13 protein-coding genes, 1 tRNA gene and 1 pseudogene are annotated in these 17,280 nt (G+C 64.4%); 9 read left to right on the top strand and 6 right to left on the bottom strand.

Annotated elements, in window-relative coordinates; translation table 11 throughout:
* From AC062T_RS01105 to AC062T_RS01090, 4 genes and pseudogenes are all read right to left on the bottom strand, one after another.
* A pseudogene (locus AC062T_RS01105) lies at window positions 1-289 on the bottom strand (endonuclease domain-containing protein); the annotation flags it as partial.
* A gap of 221 nt (window positions 290-510) precedes the next feature.
* A complete protein-coding gene (locus AC062T_RS01100; RefSeq protein ID WP_476026594.1) occupies window positions 511-1,749 on the bottom strand; it encodes an acyltransferase family protein in 1,239 nt (412 codons plus the stop codon).
* A gap of 41 nt (window positions 1,750-1,790) precedes the next feature.
* Window positions 1,791-3,248, bottom strand: a complete 1,458-nt coding sequence (cls, locus tag AC062T_RS01095) for a cardiolipin synthase (protein WP_476026592.1) — start codon at window positions 3,246-3,248, stop codon at window positions 1,791-1,793.
* 12 nt (window positions 3,249-3,260) lie between these two features.
* A complete protein-coding gene (locus tag AC062T_RS01090; RefSeq protein ID WP_108518653.1) occupies window positions 3,261-3,749 on the bottom strand; it encodes a YajQ family cyclic di-GMP-binding protein in 489 nt (162 codons plus the stop codon).
* A 42-nt stretch (window positions 3,750-3,791) separates the two neighbouring features.
* Between AC062T_RS01090 and AC062T_RS01085 the strand changes: the two genes are divergently transcribed.
* On the top strand, window positions 3,792-4,640 hold the full coding sequence (locus tag AC062T_RS01085; protein ID WP_476026590.1) for a lytic transglycosylase domain-containing protein: 849 nt from the start codon (window positions 3,792-3,794) through the stop codon (window positions 4,638-4,640).
* A 14-nt stretch (window positions 4,641-4,654) separates the two neighbouring features.
* On the opposite strand, the gene AC062T_RS01080 is transcribed toward AC062T_RS01085, so the two are convergent.
* Complete coding sequence (locus tag AC062T_RS01080; RefSeq protein ID WP_476026588.1) at window positions 4,655-5,677, bottom strand: LacI family DNA-binding transcriptional regulator; 1,023 nt, start codon at window positions 5,675-5,677, stop codon at window positions 4,655-4,657.
* A 163-nt stretch (window positions 5,678-5,840) separates the two neighbouring features.
* On the opposite strand from AC062T_RS01080, the gene AC062T_RS01075 reads away from it, so the two are divergent.
* From AC062T_RS01075 to AC062T_RS01055, 5 genes are all read left to right on the top strand, one after another.
* A tRNA-Tyr gene (locus AC062T_RS01075) sits at window positions 5,841-5,925 on the top strand.
* 208 nt (window positions 5,926-6,133) lie between these two features.
* On the top strand, window positions 6,134-7,348 hold the full coding sequence (locus AC062T_RS01070) for an ABC transporter substrate-binding protein (RefSeq protein WP_476026586.1): 1,215 nt from the start codon (window positions 6,134-6,136) through the stop codon (window positions 7,346-7,348).
* 7 nt (window positions 7,349-7,355) lie between these two features.
* The gene (locus AC062T_RS01065) at window positions 7,356-8,105 is read left to right on the top strand and encodes an ABC transporter ATP-binding protein (RefSeq protein WP_476026584.1); all 750 of its coding nucleotides are present in this window, start codon (window positions 7,356-7,358) and stop codon (window positions 8,103-8,105) included.
* A 3-nt stretch (window positions 8,106-8,108) separates the two neighbouring features.
* Entirely contained in the window at window positions 8,109-10,784 is a 2,676-nt protein-coding gene (locus AC062T_RS01060) for an ABC transporter permease subunit (protein WP_476026582.1), read from the top strand.
* Window positions 10,785-10,812: 28 nt separating this feature from the next.
* Complete coding sequence (locus tag AC062T_RS01055; protein ID WP_476026580.1) at window positions 10,813-11,127, top strand: antibiotic biosynthesis monooxygenase family protein; 315 nt, start codon at window positions 10,813-10,815, stop codon at window positions 11,125-11,127.
* Between the two features lie 277 nt (window positions 11,128-11,404).
* On the opposite strand, the gene AC062T_RS01050 is transcribed toward AC062T_RS01055, so the two are convergent.
* On the bottom strand, window positions 11,405-13,936 hold the full coding sequence (locus AC062T_RS01050) for an MMPL family transporter (protein WP_476026578.1): 2,532 nt from the start codon (window positions 13,934-13,936) through the stop codon (window positions 11,405-11,407).
* A gap of 82 nt (window positions 13,937-14,018) precedes the next feature.
* Here AC062T_RS01050 and AC062T_RS01045 point away from each other — a divergent pair, with 82 nt between their 5' ends.
* The 3 genes from AC062T_RS01045 to AC062T_RS01035 all read left to right on the top strand — a co-directional run.
* Window positions 14,019-14,861, top strand: a complete 843-nt coding sequence (locus AC062T_RS01045) for an inositol monophosphatase family protein (RefSeq protein ID WP_476026576.1) — start codon at window positions 14,019-14,021, stop codon at window positions 14,859-14,861.
* A 164-nt stretch (window positions 14,862-15,025) separates the two neighbouring features.
* Entirely contained in the window at window positions 15,026-16,144 is a 1,119-nt protein-coding gene (locus AC062T_RS01040) for a M23 family metallopeptidase (RefSeq protein ID WP_476026574.1), read from the top strand.
* 138 nt (window positions 16,145-16,282) lie between these two features.
* A partial coding sequence (locus tag AC062T_RS01035; RefSeq protein ID WP_476026572.1) for a M23 family metallopeptidase occupies window positions 16,283-17,280 on the top strand: 998 nt, incomplete at its 3' end.

Raw genomic sequence — 17,280 nt, 5'->3', positions numbered from 1 at the left:
GTACGGCAACGTGCAATTCGTGGCGTAACTCAAGCCGGGGAGGGAGGGGGACACCCAGGAGCAGCGCAGCCGTGACCGAGCAGAAGTACGCGTCGGAGGGCATCCTGAGCTGGAAGGCGGCGCATCGGGATTCGAGGCTCAGCGAGCTTTCGGTTGTGCGGACCCCGTGGAACGGTCGAACGAGGTCCGAGCCGGCGAGCCGACTTGGGCTGAGCCCCGAAGCGGAGCCCTGACTCGACGTGAATGGGCCACCGGAGAGTGACGACGGGAGCGGGATTCGAGCGGCCATGGCCCATGGTTTCTGGGGCAAGGGCTAGTCGCGAGTGAAAAGCCACCCGGGTGTGAACGGCGCACACGTTTGCGCGCTGGGGAGAAGCGAACCCGACGCGGCGAGGCCGCGCCTCGGGAACCTGAGGGGTCCACAAAGCGTCCTGCGGATGCTGGGGAAGACGCATTTTGGCCCCCTCAGCGGAAAAGGGCTTGAGCTCGGGAGCGCGCGCGGAAGGCGCGCTACGCGCTGAAGCGCGCCGGCATCATGCGCCGGGCGGTCTTGCGCGCCGGCTCCTCGACGAGCCGCCACAGAACCCACGCGAATACCCAGGAGGCGGCCATCACGAGGATGGCGATTACGGCGAGCCAGCCTCCCGTCGCGCCCGTGCCCTGGGTGACGAGCAGGCCCGCGCCGATGACGAGCGGATGCGACAGGTAGAGCGCGTACGACACGCGTCCTCCCACGAGGAAGGGCCGAGTGGAGAGGAGCCGAGCGAGGGGGTCGCGACCGCACACGGCGAGGGCTCCGATCAGCAGAACGAGCAGTGGCAGCACGATGATCGATTCCGTGGGAGCGATCTGGTCGACGCCGTTATAGAACTCGGGCTGCCCGGCGCGGGGGAAGCGGCGAGGGTCGAACGCGGTGACCAGGTAGATCACGACGACGATGGCGAAAGCAGTGATGGTGGGCAACGGCACGCGGGACTGGATGCCGCGACGCATCCGGTCTTTGAGAAAGACAGCGAGGATGGCGCCGATCCAGAACTCCGTGAGCACGCGAACGGCGACCATGCCGCCCATGATGTCCCAGCTGTCGTTGCTGAACAGCAGGATGGTGTCGTCCTGCATGCTGAACCCCACGATGATCATGGGCAGCGTGAGCAGCGCCATCGTGATGAGCATGCCGCGCGGGGTCACAACCTTGGCGTAGCGGGCGAGCACAAGAACGCCGCCGAGGCCGAACGTGAGGTAGGCCATCCATTCGGCGCTGATCGACCAGTCGAGTCCGTTCCAGTCGAGCTCGTGCGGGTACCAGGCGTGGACGAGAAAGAGGTGCTCAACAAGCCGGGGCACGTCGACCTCAGCGGCCCAGACGGGGTCGCCGGTGATCCAGAACATGACGATGAAGTAGGCGCCGAAGAGCATGAGTACGAATGCCGTGAGCGGCCACACCCGCCCGAGCCTGAGCCAGAGGAACCCCACACTCTTGCGCCAGTCGTATCGCGTGGTCATGGTGTCGAGGTGGGTCACAGTGAGGATGAAACCGCTCAGAATGAAGAAGAGGTCAACGCCCAGGTAACCGACGTTCATGAGCGGCGCGAGCAGATGCATTCCGGGGAAGGCGTCGATGAGCTCGGTGCGATAGTGCCGCAGGAAGACCCAGAACGCGGCGAGTGCGCGGATGCCGGTGAGGGGTGCGATAAACAGGCGACCGGGTGGGGTGGTCGCCGCGAGGGGCGTTGATACTGCGGCGGTCACCCGTGGAGTCTAGCCAACGACGGCCGTGACGCCGCCCAAACCTACTGAACGGTGGCGGTGAGCCTGGCCACGTTGTCGAGCACAGCGGAGCGCAAAGGCCGGGTGAGCCACTCGTCGAGAGTCAGCTCCCGGCTGCGGTCGCGGTACGTCTGCTCCAGCTCGCGGAGGTCCTGCACGAAGCTGCGCCCATGCACCATGACCGAGATTTCGAGGTTGAGGCTGAACGATCGCATGTCCATATTGCTCGAGCCGATCACAGCGACAGCGTCATCGATCGTGAAGTGCTTGGCGTGCAGCACGATGGGGGATTCGTAGAGCCAAATGCGCACTCCCGAGCGCAACAGTGCCTCGTAATAGCTGCGCTGAGCGTGATAGACGACCTTTTGATCGGCGACCTCTGAGACGAAGAGCTGCACGTCGACCCCGCTCTGCGCTGCCGTGGTGATGGCGTAAAGCATCGACTCGTCCGGCACGAAATACGGGCTCGTGATGATCACCCGCTCCTCGGCGGCGTAGATGAGGTCGTTGAACAGACGGAGGTTGTTCTCGCCCTGGAACGCGGGGCCGCTGGGCACGACTTGAGCGTCGAGCGGATTCTCTGGTCGCACATCGCGGATCACTGCCGGTTCACGGGGCAGCATCTCATCGGTCTCTGAGTACCAGTCCGTGATGAACAGAGCGTTGATTCCGGCAACGATGGGGCCCTCGAAGCGCACCATGAGGTCTTTCCAGTGCAGGCCGTGGCGCAGATTTCCCCGTTTGTTGTAGCTGGAGTCGATCATGTTCTGCGAGCCAGTGAACGCGACTTCGCCGTCGACGACGAGCAGCTTGCGATGGTTGCGCAGGTCGATGCGCTGGTACTTGCCGCGCAGAGGCTGGAACGGCAGCATCAGTTGCCACTGCACCCCGGCCTGCTTGAGCCTGCGGATAGTGCGCCGATAGCCGGGGCTACGAATCGAGGCGATGTGGTCGAGCATCACCCGCACGGTGACGCCTCGTTTGACCGCATTCTCCAGCGCTGTGAAAAACGGCTTGGTCGTTGAGTCGTACGCCACAATGTAAAACTCCGCGTGCACATACCGACGCGCGCGATCAACGGCCTCGGTCATGGCAACGAGCGACTCTTCGTAGTGCGGGTACAGCTTGGCGGAGTTGTCGCCGACCATGGGCATCGCGCCCAGGGTTCGGTTGAGCAACACAGCGTTTTCGAGCCAGCTCGGCCACGGAGTGTTCTTGCGCACGTCGTCGACACCCTGAGTGGTCTCAAGGATGAAGCGGCTGATCTCGTCTTGCTTGTTGCGGCGCTTCTTGGGCAGCTTGGAGTTGCCGAAGACGAGAAACAGGATGAAGCCCACGTAGGGGATGAGAAAGATGGCGAGGAGCCACGCCATCGCCGTCTGCGGGCGCCGGTTTATGGGCACATAGACGACGGCGAAGACCCGAATGGCGACATCCACAATGATGCCGAACACCACCCAGAAGGTGGCGACCCACTCCATCCCCACGCGGAGCTACCTGAAGTTCACGAACTGAAGGTCCACGTCAAGGTCGGCGCCCTTGAGCAGCGCCATCGTGGCCTGAAGGTCGTCCCGGCTCTTGGAGCTGACCCGCAGTTCGTCACCCTGGATCTGGCTCTTCACGCCCTTCGGGCCCTCGTCGCGAATGATCTTGTTGATCTTCTTCGCATCCTCCTGAGCGATGCCCTGCTTCAGGCTCGCTTCGATGCGGTACTCCTTGCCAGAGGGGAACGGCTCCCCGGCGTCGAGGCTGCGCAGGCTGATGCCGCGCTTGATGAACTTTTGTTCGAGAACCTCGAGCACGGCCTTGACCCGCTCCTCTGAGCTGGCCTTGAGCAGCAGCTTTTCGCCGCTCCAGTCGACGGATGCTCCGACGTTCTTAAAGTCGTAGCGCTGAGAGAGTTCCTTCTGCGCCTGGTGGAGCGCGTTGTCGGCCTCCATCTTGTCGACCTTGCTGACGATGTCAAAAGTTGAATCTGCCATGACGCCCATGTTACCGGCGGTCGGGCTGGGTAGGGTCGGGGGATGCGTTACCCCTCACCGAATGCCGCAAAGCCACGGGGGGAGGGGCCGGATGGGCGCGATAACCGCTCCCGGCGACCGACCGAGTGGGCACTCGTCGGCGGCATTGCCGCGGGGGTCATCGCGCTGGGAGGAACCGTAGCGATCGTCGCCATGCTGCTCACTCCGACCGGCGACCACACCAGCACCTCTGAGGTTCCTCGCCAGAGCGGCGCGGCCTATGCGGCCCCATCGCCGCTGCCCCCCGAGGCCGAGGTCCCTGCGCCGGGCGCCGTGGGCAGGGCAGACCCCGACTGGGTTCGAGCGACGGCCCAGGCAACCGGCATCCCCGAACGGGCGCTCGCCGCCTACGCCGGTGCTGCGCTATTCAAATCCACCGACCGGGCCGACTGCGGCATCGGATGGAACCACCTCGCCGCGATTGGGCTCATAGAAAGTGACCACGGCCGCTATGGCGGGTCGACCATCGCGACCGATGGCGCCACGATGCCGCCCATCTATGGGATCGCCCTCGACGGAAACGGTGTGGCCAGCATCCCGGATTCCGATGGCGGCACGATCGACGGCGACGCCACCCACGACCGGGCGGTGGGGCCGATGCAGATCATTCCCGGCACGTGGCGCAACTGGCACGTGGACGGCAATAGCGATGGCGTCGAGGATCCGCAGAATATCGACGACGCTGTGATTGCCGCCTCGAACTACCTGTGCCGGTCGAGCCCGGACATGGTGGATGAGGATGGTTGGCGGGCCGGCATCCATGCCTATAACCGGTCGGATGCTTATGCCCATTCAGTGGCAGACGCTGCCAACCGCTATGCCGAGGCGGCGGCGACGGTCGCTTTCGGCTGAGCCGGCCGCCTCTCTTAGCGGCCGCTGCGGGGGCGGGCAGTACTTGACCGAACGACCAGGTCGAAGGGCAGCGCCGTGTTGATGGAACCCGGCTTGCGGGTTTCGGGATGCAGCTGGTCGAGCAGCAGCTCGGCGGCCATGCGCCCCTGCAGTTCGGGGAACTGGGCCACCGTGGTGAGGCCGAAGAACGCGCTCAGTTCGTGGTCGTCGATGCCGACGATGGAGATGTCGTCAGGCACGCTGAGCCCCATATCGCGGGCGGCGAGAATCGCGCCAATCGCCATCTCATCGGATGCTGCAAAGATCGCCGTTGGTCGGTCGCGCGGTGAGCCCAGCAACTGTTTCGCGGCCTCGTACCCACCCTCGAGGCTAAAGTTCGCGGCCCGAAACAGGCCAGGGTTCACGGGGATGCCCATGGCCTCGAGCGCTGACTCGTAGCCGATGCGGCGGTTCGTGGGCAGGTGAAAGTCGCGCTCGAAGTCTTTGGTGCCGCCGATGTGGGCGATGCTCGTGTGCCCGAGGGAGAGCAGGTGCTCGGTGGCGAGCTGGGCCACGGCCACATCGTCGATGCTCAGCGTGTGCACGCCGCGCAAAGGCCCGCCAACGCCGACCACAGGCTTGTCGAGAGCGAGCAGACCCGTGAGCTCTTTGGGGGTGAGCTCAAGCGAAATCGCGATCACCGCATCCACCCGTTTGCGCAGCAAGAAGTGTTCGAACACGCTGCGCCGCTCGTCTCCGCCGCCCGCAAGGTTGTAGAGGGTGAGGTCGTAACCGTGGCTGAGTAGGGCGCTTTCGGCCCCCTCCAAGACGGAGGTGTAAAACCACTTGGTTAAGAAGGGAACGACGACGCCGATATTGCGCGTGCGCCCCGTGGCCAAGCTGGACGCGTTGGAACTGACGACGTAGCCGAGTTCTTTTGCGGCAGAAAGAACGGCGTCCTTGGACTTTTCTGACACGTTGGACTTGCCGCTGAGAGCACGCGACACCGTGGCTGTGCTCACCCCGGCGAGCTGCGCCACCGCTTGGATCCCCGGCATCGTTCTCCTCCTGCTGTCGAGCCGATCCTATTCGCCGCATCGCGCCGGTAGTGCGCGCCCTCCCCGATTGGGGGAGCGATGACGCGTTCACGAGCACGCTCCAAACCCTGTATTCTGTTCTCAGCGCCTTCGATCAGATGATTACATGTGGTCGGAGGAGCGGGGCAAGTTACCCAAGCGGCCAAAGGGATCTGACTGTAAATCAGACTGCTCAGCATTCGGGGGTTCGAATCCCTCACTTGCCACCACCACAACAACGAAAGCCCTCAGCGAATTGCTGGGGGCTTTTCTTGTGTCTGGATGAGTGGCCCTCTGAACATCATGCGATCTCGCTTCGTTGCAGAAGGCGCTGGTGCGAACCGGCCGTGGCCGTGATTCGCCAGGAAAATAAATTATCCTTGTATTAGTTACTAACGTTGCATAGATTGTGCCCACTAGCTTTCCAAAGGAGGAAACGTGGTTGCGGTCAAGAAGGTGAAGAGCGTCAAGGCTCGGAATGTCATGATGGGCTCGGCATTGGTGGCGACGCTCGCGCTCAGTGCGTGCGGAAGTGGCGAAGCCACCGAGCCGGCAGAATCGGCCGCGAGCGGTCCGATCAAGATCATGGTGACCGAAACTCTTTCGAGTCCCACCATGTCCTTTGGGCAGTCGGCGGCGGGAGCGCAAGCTGCCGCAGACGAGATCAACGCTGCGGGCGGCGTTGACGGTCGCGAGATCGAGATCGTTGAATGCAACGATGAGTTCAACCCCAACAAGGCTGCGGCCTGCGTGCAGGCGGCAGTCGACGGCGGCGTCGTAGCGTTCGTCGGCGTACTCAACATGTTCACGCCGCAGCTGTGGCCGGCCATCGAGGCCTCGGGAATTCCGTTCCTCGCGCTGACGGGCAACTCGCCCGACCAGACGCAGAACCCACTCTCGTACCCGCTCACCTCTGGGGTTGCGGGCATCCACCTGGCTGCAGGCCGCATTGCGGTTGAGGAGGGCGGCGACAAGGTCGCGCTCATTAAGCCTGAGAACGCTCAGGCGGACTTCGTCGGCAGCTTCGCGGAGCGCGGTATCGAAGCCGCTGGTGGAGAAGTTGTCGGAACAGTCCGGATCGACTTGGGTGCTCCCGATATGTCTGCCGCTGCCGCTCAGGTCGTTGCGCTCGATGCCGACGCTGCTGTCTGCTCATGCAACCCGGGCGACGCGCCCCGCATCCTGAAGAGCCTGCGCCAGCAGGGATACGACGGCGTCTTCGCCACGTCCAACAGCAACTTCTACCCCGCGGACATCGAAGAACTCGGACCGCTTGCGGACAACCTCTTTACCGTCGCGAATATCCTCCCCGCCTCCGATCCCGGAGCTAAGGCGTGGGTGAAGGCGATGGAGGCGCACGACCCAGAGGCAAAGCAGGATTCGGTCTCGGCGGTCACGTGGCTTGCGGTGCACATCATCGCTGATCTCGTGGCGGGAGAAGAGAACCCGACGGCTGAGAAGCTGGTCAAGGCCCTTGACTCGGCCGAGAGCCTCGACACCCGCGGCCTCACGGGCGATACGGTCCTGACCTTCTCCAAGCCCGGCCCGCTGAAGGGAGCGGAGCGCCTTGCAGGCATGGGAGTGATGACCTTCGAGACAAAGGATGGCGTCCGCGAACAGATCTCGGACGGCTTCGTCGACGCGACGAAGTAATCCAGGAATGACAACTGCGGACAACGCGCAGCCGGAGGGGCTCCAGACTACGGAGTCCCTCCGGGGTGCGGTACTAGAGGCGAGGAGCCTCTCGGCTGGTTACGGAGACCTCGCCGTAATGCGCGATCTCAACCTGACGGTAGCTCCTGGGCAGATCATGGCATTGCTCGGGCCAAATGGGGCGGGCAAGACAACTTTGCTGCGTACGCTGGCGGGCTTGCTCAAGCCGCTCTCTGGCGAGGTGTGGTTCGACGGGCAGGTTGCCAAGGGGCCCTTACACCGGCGGGCGAGGGCTGGTCTCGCGTACATCGGCGACGATCGGTCGCTGATCCCGGACCTCAGCGTTCGCGACAACCTTCGTCTCGCCAAGGTGGATGTCGCCGCGGTTGTCGAGCAGGCCCCCGTGCTCGGCCGCTTGATCAACCGGCGGGCTGGGTTGCTTTCGGGGGGCGAGCAGCAGCTGCTTAGCGTCGTGCGGGCACTCAGCCGAAAGCCCAAGATCTTATTGGTTGATGAGCTGTCGCAGGGGCTTTCGCCTCTTGCGGTGGAAGAGGTGTGGAGCCTACTCCGCGAGACGGCCCGGCGAGGAACTGCGGTGCTCGCCGTCGAACAGGTCATTGGCCGAGCCGTCGACCTTTCCGACAAATTCGTCGTACTCCGCCAGGGGGTGCTTGCCCTCGAGGGCGACTCCGCCAACTTCAGAGACAGGCTCGCTGAGATTGAACGTCTCCACGTTCTCGCTGCGAGCGGAGAGTAACTCATGGATCTATTGATGTTTGCGGTGCTCGGGCTGGGAAGCGGCGCGATCTACGGGCTCCTGGCGCAGGGGATCGTTGCGATCTATCGCAGCTCGGGCGTGCTCAACCTTGCGCACGGAGCGATCGCAATGGCGAGCGCCTATCTGTTCGTCGACTTGCATGTTGATCGGGGAATCGCGGCGCCGTTAGCGATTCTCATCGTCGTCATCGCGGCGGCGCTGTTCGGGGTTCTCGTGCAGGTCGCCATCATGAGCCCCATGCGCAACGGGTCGACGATGACCCGCGTCTGCGTAACGCTGGGCATCTTGATCTCGCTGCAGGCTGGGGTCTCCCTTATGTATGGGTCGGATGACCGACTCGTGTCGAGCTACCTTCCTTCGGATTCGGTGCGGCTATGGGAAGGCGCCGCGATCGGCGCCGACCGTCTCATCGTGCTTGCCCTCGGCATCCTCGTCACCGTGTCACTGTGGTGCATCTACAAGTTCACTCAGTTCGGGCGACTCACTACGGGCGTCTGGCAGAACGCGGACGCCGTCGCCGCGTTGGGCGCCTCGCCTCGTCTGGTAGCGACGGGCAACTGGGCGCTCGGCGCAGGACTCGCCGGGTTGTGCGGCTGCCTCATCGTCCCCATTTCAGGTCTTCAGATCGGCAACCTTTCGATGCTGATCGTCCCTGCGCTTGCCGCCTCGATCGCTGGCCGGTTCTCGTCGTTCCCCAGCGCATTCATTGCGGGGTTGGTTCTGGGCTCGATCTCGTCGGTGGTCAGCAGCAATACCTCGATCCCGGGGCTCGCCAATGCGGTGCCGTTCGTGGCCATCATCGTTCTGCTGGTGGTCCGCGGCAAGAGCCTGCCCATTCGCGGCGATCTCAATGAACGCCTGCCGTCTGTCGGCAATGCGCGGTTTGGGCGAACGGGCATTGTCGGCGTCGCGGTTGTCCTTCTCGGCGCAGCCCTCCTAGGGCCGACCGCCTGGGTTGGGCCCATCACGACGACCGCGCTCGTGATTCTGATCGCCATGTCGATCATCGTGATCACGGGGTACACCGGCCAGTTCAACCTCGCTCCGTATGCATTCGCGGGCGTTTCGGCGCTTCTGGGTGCCCACATCGCCAGCTCATGGGGCTGGTCGCTGATCCCCGCAATGCTCGCAGGAGCGGCGCTCGCACTGCCTGTGGGACTCCTTGTCGCGATCCCGGCTATCCGGGCTCGCGGGGCCAACCTCGCCGTCATCACGCTGGCCCTCGGAGCCGTCGCGGAGTCGCTGATCTTCAATAACAACAGCCTCAATGGCGGCATTGCCGGCATATCGACGGGGGAGCCGACGATCTTCGGATGGTCGATCTCAACGGTCGTCGATCCGACGCGTTACGCGGCCGTCGTCCTGGTGATCGTCGTTCTCGTGGGGCTGCTCCTCGTGCATATTCGGCGGGGCCCCTCTGGTCGGCGTCTCCTCGCCGTTCGTGACAACGAACGGGCAGCGGCCTCGATCGGCATCGGAGTCTCGTCAACCAAGATCTTCGCCTTTCTCTTGGCGGCGTTCATCGCGGGCCTTTATGGAGTGCTGGCGACCCAACGAACGGGGATCGCCACGTTCGGCGAATTCAGCGCCTTCGGCTCTCTCCTCTTGGTGGGAACGGTGATCTTGGCCGGTGTCGGATCGATCGGTGGCGGCGCTATGGCGGGCATCATCGCGAGCGGCGGCATCATCTACACCTGGGCTGGGTTCCTGGGCATCGATGAGATCCTCCCCCTGATCAGCGGCCTCATGCTCACGTTGACGCTGGTTTTGCAGCCCAGTGGCATCATCCCGAGCATCGCGGAATCGATCGGCGCGATGGTGCGGCGGTTCAGGCCTCAGCGCAGGCGGACCACGCTCGCCCCTGAGGATGGTTTGGCAGTCGTGCGAGTTGCTCCCGCTGCATTGCGCGTCGAGGGACTCTGCGTGGAGTTCGGCACCGTCAAAGCGGTTAATGAGCTGTCCCTCACGGTGCACCCCGGTGAGATTCTCGGACTCATCGGGCCGAACGGTGCAGGAAAGACAGCGGCGCTCGATGCGATCACCGGGTACATCCCTAGCAGGGGTGGCGTATTTCTCGGTGAGACCGACCTATCGAAGCAGCCGCCCCATCGCCGAGCAGTCGCCGGAGTGGGGCGATCCTTTCAGGGGATCGAGCTGTTCGAGGATCTCACGATCGGTGAGAACGTGATCGTCGGCAATGAGAGCGGCGGCATCGGCGCTCATCTCCGCGACCTGGTCACCCCGGCGCACAGCAGGATCTCGCCCTCGGCTCGTGCCGCCATCGAGCTGTTCAAGTTGGAGCCCTACCTGGACGACAAGCCGAGCGAGGTTCCCTTCAGCGTGCGACGCCTGGCCGGCATTGCTCGTGCGGTCGCCGGTTCACCGTCGGTTGTGTTGCTCGACGAGCCAGCCGCCGGCCTCGATGCCAACGAGGTGAGCGAGCTCACGAGCCTGCTGCGCCTGCTTGCCGAGGAGTGGGGTATGGGCATTGTGCTCGTCGAACACCACATCGACATGGTGGTTGCCGCTTGTGACCGCGTGCAGGTGATGGTGCTCGGGAGCACTCTCGTGACAGGGACCGGACAAGAGATCGAGAACGACGTTCGGGTAAAGGCTGCCTACCTAGGCGGCCAGCCCGTTATGGAAGAGGGCGTATGACTCGCCCCGCGACGAGAACGGAGACGGCATGCCATTAGCCGCATTGGTAACGATGACCCCCCAGCCCGGACGACGAGCTGAGCTCGAGGAAAAGCTCGGCGAGGTGCTGAGCCAGGTGCGCACCGAACCGGGGAACATCCTCGCGATGGTGCTGCGAGACCCCAAGAACCCCGACAAGGTCTACGAGTTTGCCGTGTTCAAGGATGAGGCTGCGATCGAGGCTCACCAAAAGGCCGAGCATGCGGTCCAATCCACACCGATCATGAAGGCACTCCAGCAGTGGCCCTACGAGGTGCAGAGGTTCGAAACGGTTGAGTGGCCCGCCGACGGCGCACCTCAGTAGCTTGGTGGTCGTTCAGGCGGGATACTGTGCTGCAACGACGACTACCGGTGGAGGGGATGTTCCCCGACTCGGACAGCGGGTTGAGCACACGCTGCAGTCGACGCCGACGGGGCCTTCGAGCGTGATCCTGGCGCCGTGAGTGGCCACTTTCTGCGCCAAAAGTCGACTCTTGGCGCAGAAATTGGCCACTCACCAGGTGTGGTGCGGGTGCGCGGGTGCGGCGAGGGCACGGGCGTGGCGAGCGCGCGGGGGAGCGACCGGGGCAGCCCAGCGCCCGCTACCGCCGCGGCGCGACCGACGGTGCCGACCCCGTCACGGGATGCGGCACGGGGTGGTCGCGCTCGAGCGCGGCACCCTCGATGTCTACGTTGGGCAGAATCTTGTCGAGCCAGCGCGGCAGCCACCAGGTCGGCTTGCCGAGCAGGTGCATGAGCGCGGGCATCAGCAGCATGCGCACGACGAACGCGTCGAGCAGCACTCCGAAGGCCAGGCCGAATCCGATCGAGCGGATGATGGTGGACTCCGAGAAGATGAACCCACCGAACACGGCGATCATGATGAGCGCTGCGGCGGTCACGACGGAGCGCCCGGCTCTGAACCCCTGCGCCACCGCGAGGCGCGCGTTGGATCCGTGAACGTAGGCCTCGCGCATCCCGGATGCCAAGAAGAGTTGGTAGTCCATCGCCAACCCGAACAGGATGCCCACGAGAATCACGGGCAAGAAGCTCAGGATCGGCCCAGTGCTGTGGATGCCGATGAGGCTGGCTCCCCAGCCGAACTGGAACACGGCGACGATGAGGCCGTAGGTGGCGAACAGCGAGAGCACGAACCCGCCCGTGGCGATGAGCGGCACGAGCAGCGAGCGGAACACGACGATCATGATGATCAGCGAGAGGCCAACGACCACCGCGAGGTAGCTGGGCAGCACATCGTTGAGGCTCTGTGAGATGTCGATGTTGATGGCGGCCTGACCTGCGACGCCGAGCGTGATGTTGTCGTCGATGGCTGGCAAGGCGCGGATCTCATGCACGAGTTCCGCTGTCGATTCGCTGTTGGGCCCCTCGGCCGGCAACACCTGGAACGCCAGAAGGGTGTTGTCGTCTGATGTGGCGATCGGGGCGACGGCGACCACATCATCCAGGCCAGCCAGGGTCTCGGCGATTTGCACCTGGGTTGCGAGCAGGTCGTCGTCGTCAACACCGCCATCGACCGTAGCGGTGACGAGCATGGGGCCGTTGGCTCCGGCACCGAACTCCTCCTCCACGATCTGGAAGGCGCGGTAGCTGGTGGAGTCGGCCGGTTCGCTCGACCCGTCGGGCAGCCCGAGCCGCATCGAGAGGGCGGGGATCGCGATGATGAGCAGCACGATGATGCTCGCCAGCACGGTGATGATCGACCGCACGGTCGACATCGGCCGCACCTCCTTCTCGACCACGGGCTTGCCGATCGTGGCGCGTGTCTTGCGGCGCAGCAGACGCTCCCCGACGAGGCCCAGGATGGCGGGGGCCAGGGTGATGGCGATGAGCACGGCGACCGCAACACACACCGCGCCGACCGTGCCCATGAGGCCGAGGAACGGCACGCCCGTCACGTTGAGGGCGAGCAGGGCAACGACAACGGTCGCACCGGCGAACACGACGGCAGTGCCCGACGTGCCTGTGGCGAGCCCGATGGATTCGCGGGTCGGCACACCGGCGAGCAGCTGCTTGCGGTGGCGGTTCACAATGAACAGCGAGTAGTCGATGCCCACCGCGAGGCCGAGCATGACGCCGAGCACGGGGGTGACGGATGCCATGTCGACGACACCGGAGAACGCGAGGGATGCGGTCACGCCGACGCCGACGCCGACGAGTGCGGTAACGATCGGCAGGGATGCCGCAACAAGCGACCCGAGCATGACGATAAGAACCACGGCGGCAAAGAGAAGGCCGACGACCTCGCCGATGCCGAAGATCTGGGGCACTCCCTGGGCAATATCGGTGCCGAACGACACCTCAGCGCCATCGACGGGGGTCTCCTCGAAGTGGTCGATAACCGCCTGCTTGGTCTCCTCGGAGAGCTCGAGGCGGGGGTCGACGAACGAGACGTTGACGATTGCGGTGGAGCCGTCTTGGGAGACGGTGCCGATGCCATCGGCGAGAGTGAGCAGCTTTGTGCCGAGTTCGAGGGATTCGACGCCCGCCTCAAGTTCGGCGCGGGAGGCATCCAGTGTCGCCTGCTGCTCAGCAATGGCGGCCTTCTGCGCATCGAGCTGGGCCTGCTGGGCTTCGATCTGCTGCAGCATGGCCGCACCGGCCTGGCCGGCCGCTTCGGCCTGGGCTCGGGCGGCATCCACCTGCTGCTGGGCCTGGGTGAGCTGCTGCGCTCCGGCATCGAGTTGAGCCTGACCGGCTTCGAGTTGGGCGCGGCCGGCGGCGATCTCCGCTTCGCCGGAGGCAAGCTGCTGCTGCTGCTCAGCCCGCTGCTGTTCGGCGCCAAAAGGGTCGACCACCGCGGCGACGCCGTCGATGTCCGCCGCGCTTTCGGCGAGCTCAGAAATCTCTTGCTTCTGCTGCTCAGTAAAGGGGGCTCCGTCGTCGGTGCGATAGACCACGGTGCCGGTGCCGCCAGCGGTGTCGGGCAGCTTCTCGGCGAGCTGGTCTGTCACAGCTCCGGATGCGGTGCCGGGGATGTCGAAGCTGTTGGAGAGGGAGCCGGCGAGGGCCAAGAATGCGCCGACCGAAATGCCGAGGACCACGATCCAGCTGATGATCACGAGCCATGCGCGCCGCGCAGAAAATAGACCCAAACGGTACAAAGCGCTAGCCATGATTTTCTCCCCTGTGAAGCATTCAGCTTACGCAGTGAAATCTGCATGAATGCCGCTACTCGAGCGGTGGAAGGATGGCGATATGACCTCCGCAGATCTGCCCGCTGGGCCACCGCATCCTGATGCGCTCCTCTCTATTGCCGTCGACATCGCACTGAGGGCGGCAGAGATTGCAAAGACCCGCCGCCGGGAGGGGGTTGCGGTCGCGGCGAGCAAGTCGTCGGCGGTGGATGTTGTGACGTTCGCCGATCGTGAGGTCGAGGCATTTATTCGCGCCGAGATTGCGCAGGCGCGCCCCGACGATGGATTCTTTGGCGAGGAGAGTGACGCCGCCGCATCGAGCAGCGGGCTCACCTGGGTCGTGGACCCCATCGACGGCACGGTCAACTATCTGTATGGCATCCCGAATTACGCGGTGAGCATTGCCGTTGTGGAGGGGGAGCCGAACCCGCTGACGTGGAAGGCGCTCGCCGGCGTGGTCGTGAGCCCGGAATCGGGCGAGGTTTTCACCGCAACGGCCGGCGGCGGGGCACGGTTGAATGGCGAAGAGATCCGAGCAAATACGGGAGTGCAGCCCGACCGCGCACTTGTCGGAACGGGGTTCGGCTATGACTCCGAGGTGCGATTGCGGCAGGTGCGGATGCTCGAACCCCTCTTGAGAGAGGTACGCGACATCCGGAGGATGGGCGCCGCCTCGCTCGACCTGTGTTCCGTCGCCTGCGGGCGACTCGATGCCTACTTCGAGCGAGGCCTTCAGCCCTGGGATCACGCGGCCGGAGCCCTTATCGCGCGCGAATCGGGGGCGAGGGTTGTGGGTATGAATGGGGCGCCAGCATCCGCCCAGATGACCATCGCCGGGGATGAGCTGCTGACTAACTACCTTGAGAGATACCTGTTAAAGCACGACCTCAGCTGGGAGGTTTGAGAGGTCTGGGGTAGCCTCGTTTAGTCCCCTCGGGGACCTTTCTTGTATGTGTCATTACCTAGTCGGACCAGTCAGCCCGAACTGAGCTGGTCATTTGTGTTGTAGGAGTTCTTTTAAATGTCCCGAATGCTTGCCCTTGCCTGCGTAAACTCGGTTGCCGCCTAGTGGCGCCATCGAACTCGCACCGGGCGATAGGTCGCTCGGGGCGCCGCACTACAACGAGCCCAACGACTTCTAGCTCGACGCCGTCGACCACGGAGCTCGCAGATTCGACGCTGATCGGCGCTGTTTCTGCCTTCGACGAGCTGTTGGCGATCGGATCGTCGCACATCGTCGCAGAGATTCCCACGGCCGAATCGGTAGTTCCCGCCGCCGCTGCCGCTCCCGCCACCGCTGCAACCGGGCCGCTCCGCCGCGACCGCAGCCGGGCAGACAAGATCGCCGCTCCTGCGAAGCCTGCCAGGGCTCCCCGAACCTCAAAGGCACGCAAGCCTTCCAAGACCACTGTTCCCGCACTGGTGGCAGCGCGTCGGCCTGCTGCCGCCCCCCGCAAGTCGACCCTGCGCTCCGTCATCAGCGTGAGTGCCATGGTGGGCGTCTTCGCCATTCTCGTCTCGACTACGACTCCGGCAACCGCGTTCTACTCGCCGGAGCAGATCGAGGCTCAGGCCCAGGGCCTCGCCTCGGGTTCGACCGCCTCGCTCGCCACGGTTGAGCCGCAGAAGGTCACGGTCAACGCTGCGGCAGCTTCGGCAGCCGCCGCGGGAGACGCTGTCGCTCGCGACTCCTACGAGGCCAAGGCTGTTCGTCAGCAGATCACCACGCTGCGCGGTAACGCCAACTTCGACTACACGAACAACCCCTTCGGCAGCGTGCAGTGGCCGTTCCCCGGCACCGTGCCCATCAGCTCGGGCTTCGGCTCGCGCAATGTGTGCTCCTACTGCTCCAGCTACCACCTCGGCGTTGACTTCACCCCGGGCTCCGGTGTGCCGATCCAGTCGATCGCCGATGGCGTCGTGAGCCAGGTCAACATCTCCGGTGGCGGCCTCGGAAACAACGTCATGATCGACCACGTGATCAACGGACAGCGCGTTCAGAGCGTTTACGCCCACATGCAGTGGGGTTCGATCCAGGTCGCGGTAGGCCAGCAAGTCAGTGTGGGAACCACGATCGGCGCGGTCGGCAGCACGGGCAACTCAACGGGCGCCCACCTGCACCTCGAAATCCACCTCGATGGAACGCCGGTCGACCCCTACGCGTGGCTCAAGGCAAACGCTAACTAGCGAAACACCCCCAGAAGGGGGTTCCTGATAGGCTCTCCGCTGCATTAGTGTTTATGAATCCGTTACAAACCATCCGGTTAAGCGGAATCTTTGTACTGCAGAACGCCGTCCCGAGGCGCTGCGTGTAGGAGCCCAACGATGACCCGAGCCGATAACGGCAGTCCGCAGACTGCCTCGTTCGGAGCTGCACCCACCGGTGCGGCAGGATCGGTTCCTCTTACCCGCCGCCAGATGCGCGAGCAGGAACGCGCAGGCGCTGACCGCATCGCAGGTGTTGACCGCATAGCAGGCGCTGAGCGGATGCCGCAGGCGCCCGTAACGCACAGCACCCCCATCGTCGTTCCGCCCGTGCCGCAGGCCATTGTGCGCGCAACGACCGCGTCCTCGCCGCTTGTGGCAGCATCCGCCCCGGCAGATGCCGCGACCAAGCGTCGTCGCCGTGTGCGAGTCCGGCGCCCCCAGAGCTTCATGCGCTCGGCCATGAGCATGGCCGCGATGCTCGGCGTCGGTGCGATTCTCGTCTCAACCACGATCCCCGGTGGCGCGCTTATGGCCGGCGATTCCGCGGAGGCCTCCCAGAGCCTGGGAGCCCTCGCCGACATCAACGCGGATGTGCAGTCGCTCGGCATCCTCGCTGGTGCCCCCATTGCTGAGGCCGTGCGAGACAGCTACACGGCCAAGGCCTACGTCAAGCCGGTTCCTGTGCGCGGCTCGGCCACGGCAGGCAACCCCAACTTCAGCTACACGAACAATCCGGGTGGCAGCATCCAGTGGCCGTTCCCCAGCCCAGCGCCGATCACGTATGGCTTCGGCCCGCGCTCGGCCTGTTCGTTCTGCTCCACCTACCACCTTGGTGTTGACTTCACTCCCGGCTCCGGTGTTCCGATCCAGGCCATCACCGACGGTGTCGTGAGCAAGGTCGTCGTCAGCGACAACAGCCTCGGCAACTACGTGGTGATCGATCACGTCGTCAACGGGCAGCGCATCCAGAGCGCTTATGCGCACATGCAGTGGGGATCGATCCAGGTCGCCGTTGGCCAGCAGGTCACGGTTGGCACGATCGTCGGCCTCGTCGGCAGTACTGGGGCATCAACTGGCGCCCACCTGCACCTTGAGATCCACGCAGATGGCACGCC

This window comes from Homoserinimonas sp. (assembly GCF_056262345.1).
This window is presented reverse-complemented; position numbering and strand designations above follow the sequence as displayed.

What these genes read in the sequence shown, in the direction of transcription:
- cls (WP_476026592.1), bottom strand. Translation starts at nt 3,248, where the DNA reads ATGGAGTGGGTCGCCACCTTCTGGGTGGTGTTCGGCATCATTGTGGAT.
- AC062T_RS01090 (WP_108518653.1), bottom strand. Translation starts at nt 3,749, where the DNA reads ATGGCAGATTCAACTTTTGACATCGTCAGCAAGGTCGACAAGATGGAG.
- AC062T_RS01085 (WP_476026590.1), top strand. Translation starts at nt 3,792, where the DNA reads ATGCGTTACCCCTCACCGAATGCCGCAAAGCCACGGGGGGAGGGGCCG.
- AC062T_RS01080 (WP_476026588.1), bottom strand. Translation starts at nt 5,677, where the DNA reads ATGCCGGGGATCCAAGCGGTGGCGCAGCTCGCCGGGGTGAGCACAGCC.
- AC062T_RS01065 (WP_476026584.1), top strand. Translation starts at nt 7,356, where the DNA reads ATGACAACTGCGGACAACGCGCAGCCGGAGGGGCTCCAGACTACGGAG.
- AC062T_RS01060 (WP_476026582.1), top strand. Translation starts at nt 8,109, where the DNA reads ATGGATCTATTGATGTTTGCGGTGCTCGGGCTGGGAAGCGGCGCGATC.
- AC062T_RS01055 (WP_476026580.1), top strand. Translation starts at nt 10,813, where the DNA reads ATGCCATTAGCCGCATTGGTAACGATGACCCCCCAGCCCGGACGACGA.
- AC062T_RS01050 (WP_476026578.1), bottom strand. Translation starts at nt 13,936, where the DNA reads ATGGCTAGCGCTTTGTACCGTTTGGGTCTATTTTCTGCGCGGCGCGCA.
- AC062T_RS01045 (WP_476026576.1), top strand. Translation starts at nt 14,019, where the DNA reads ATGACCTCCGCAGATCTGCCCGCTGGGCCACCGCATCCTGATGCGCTC.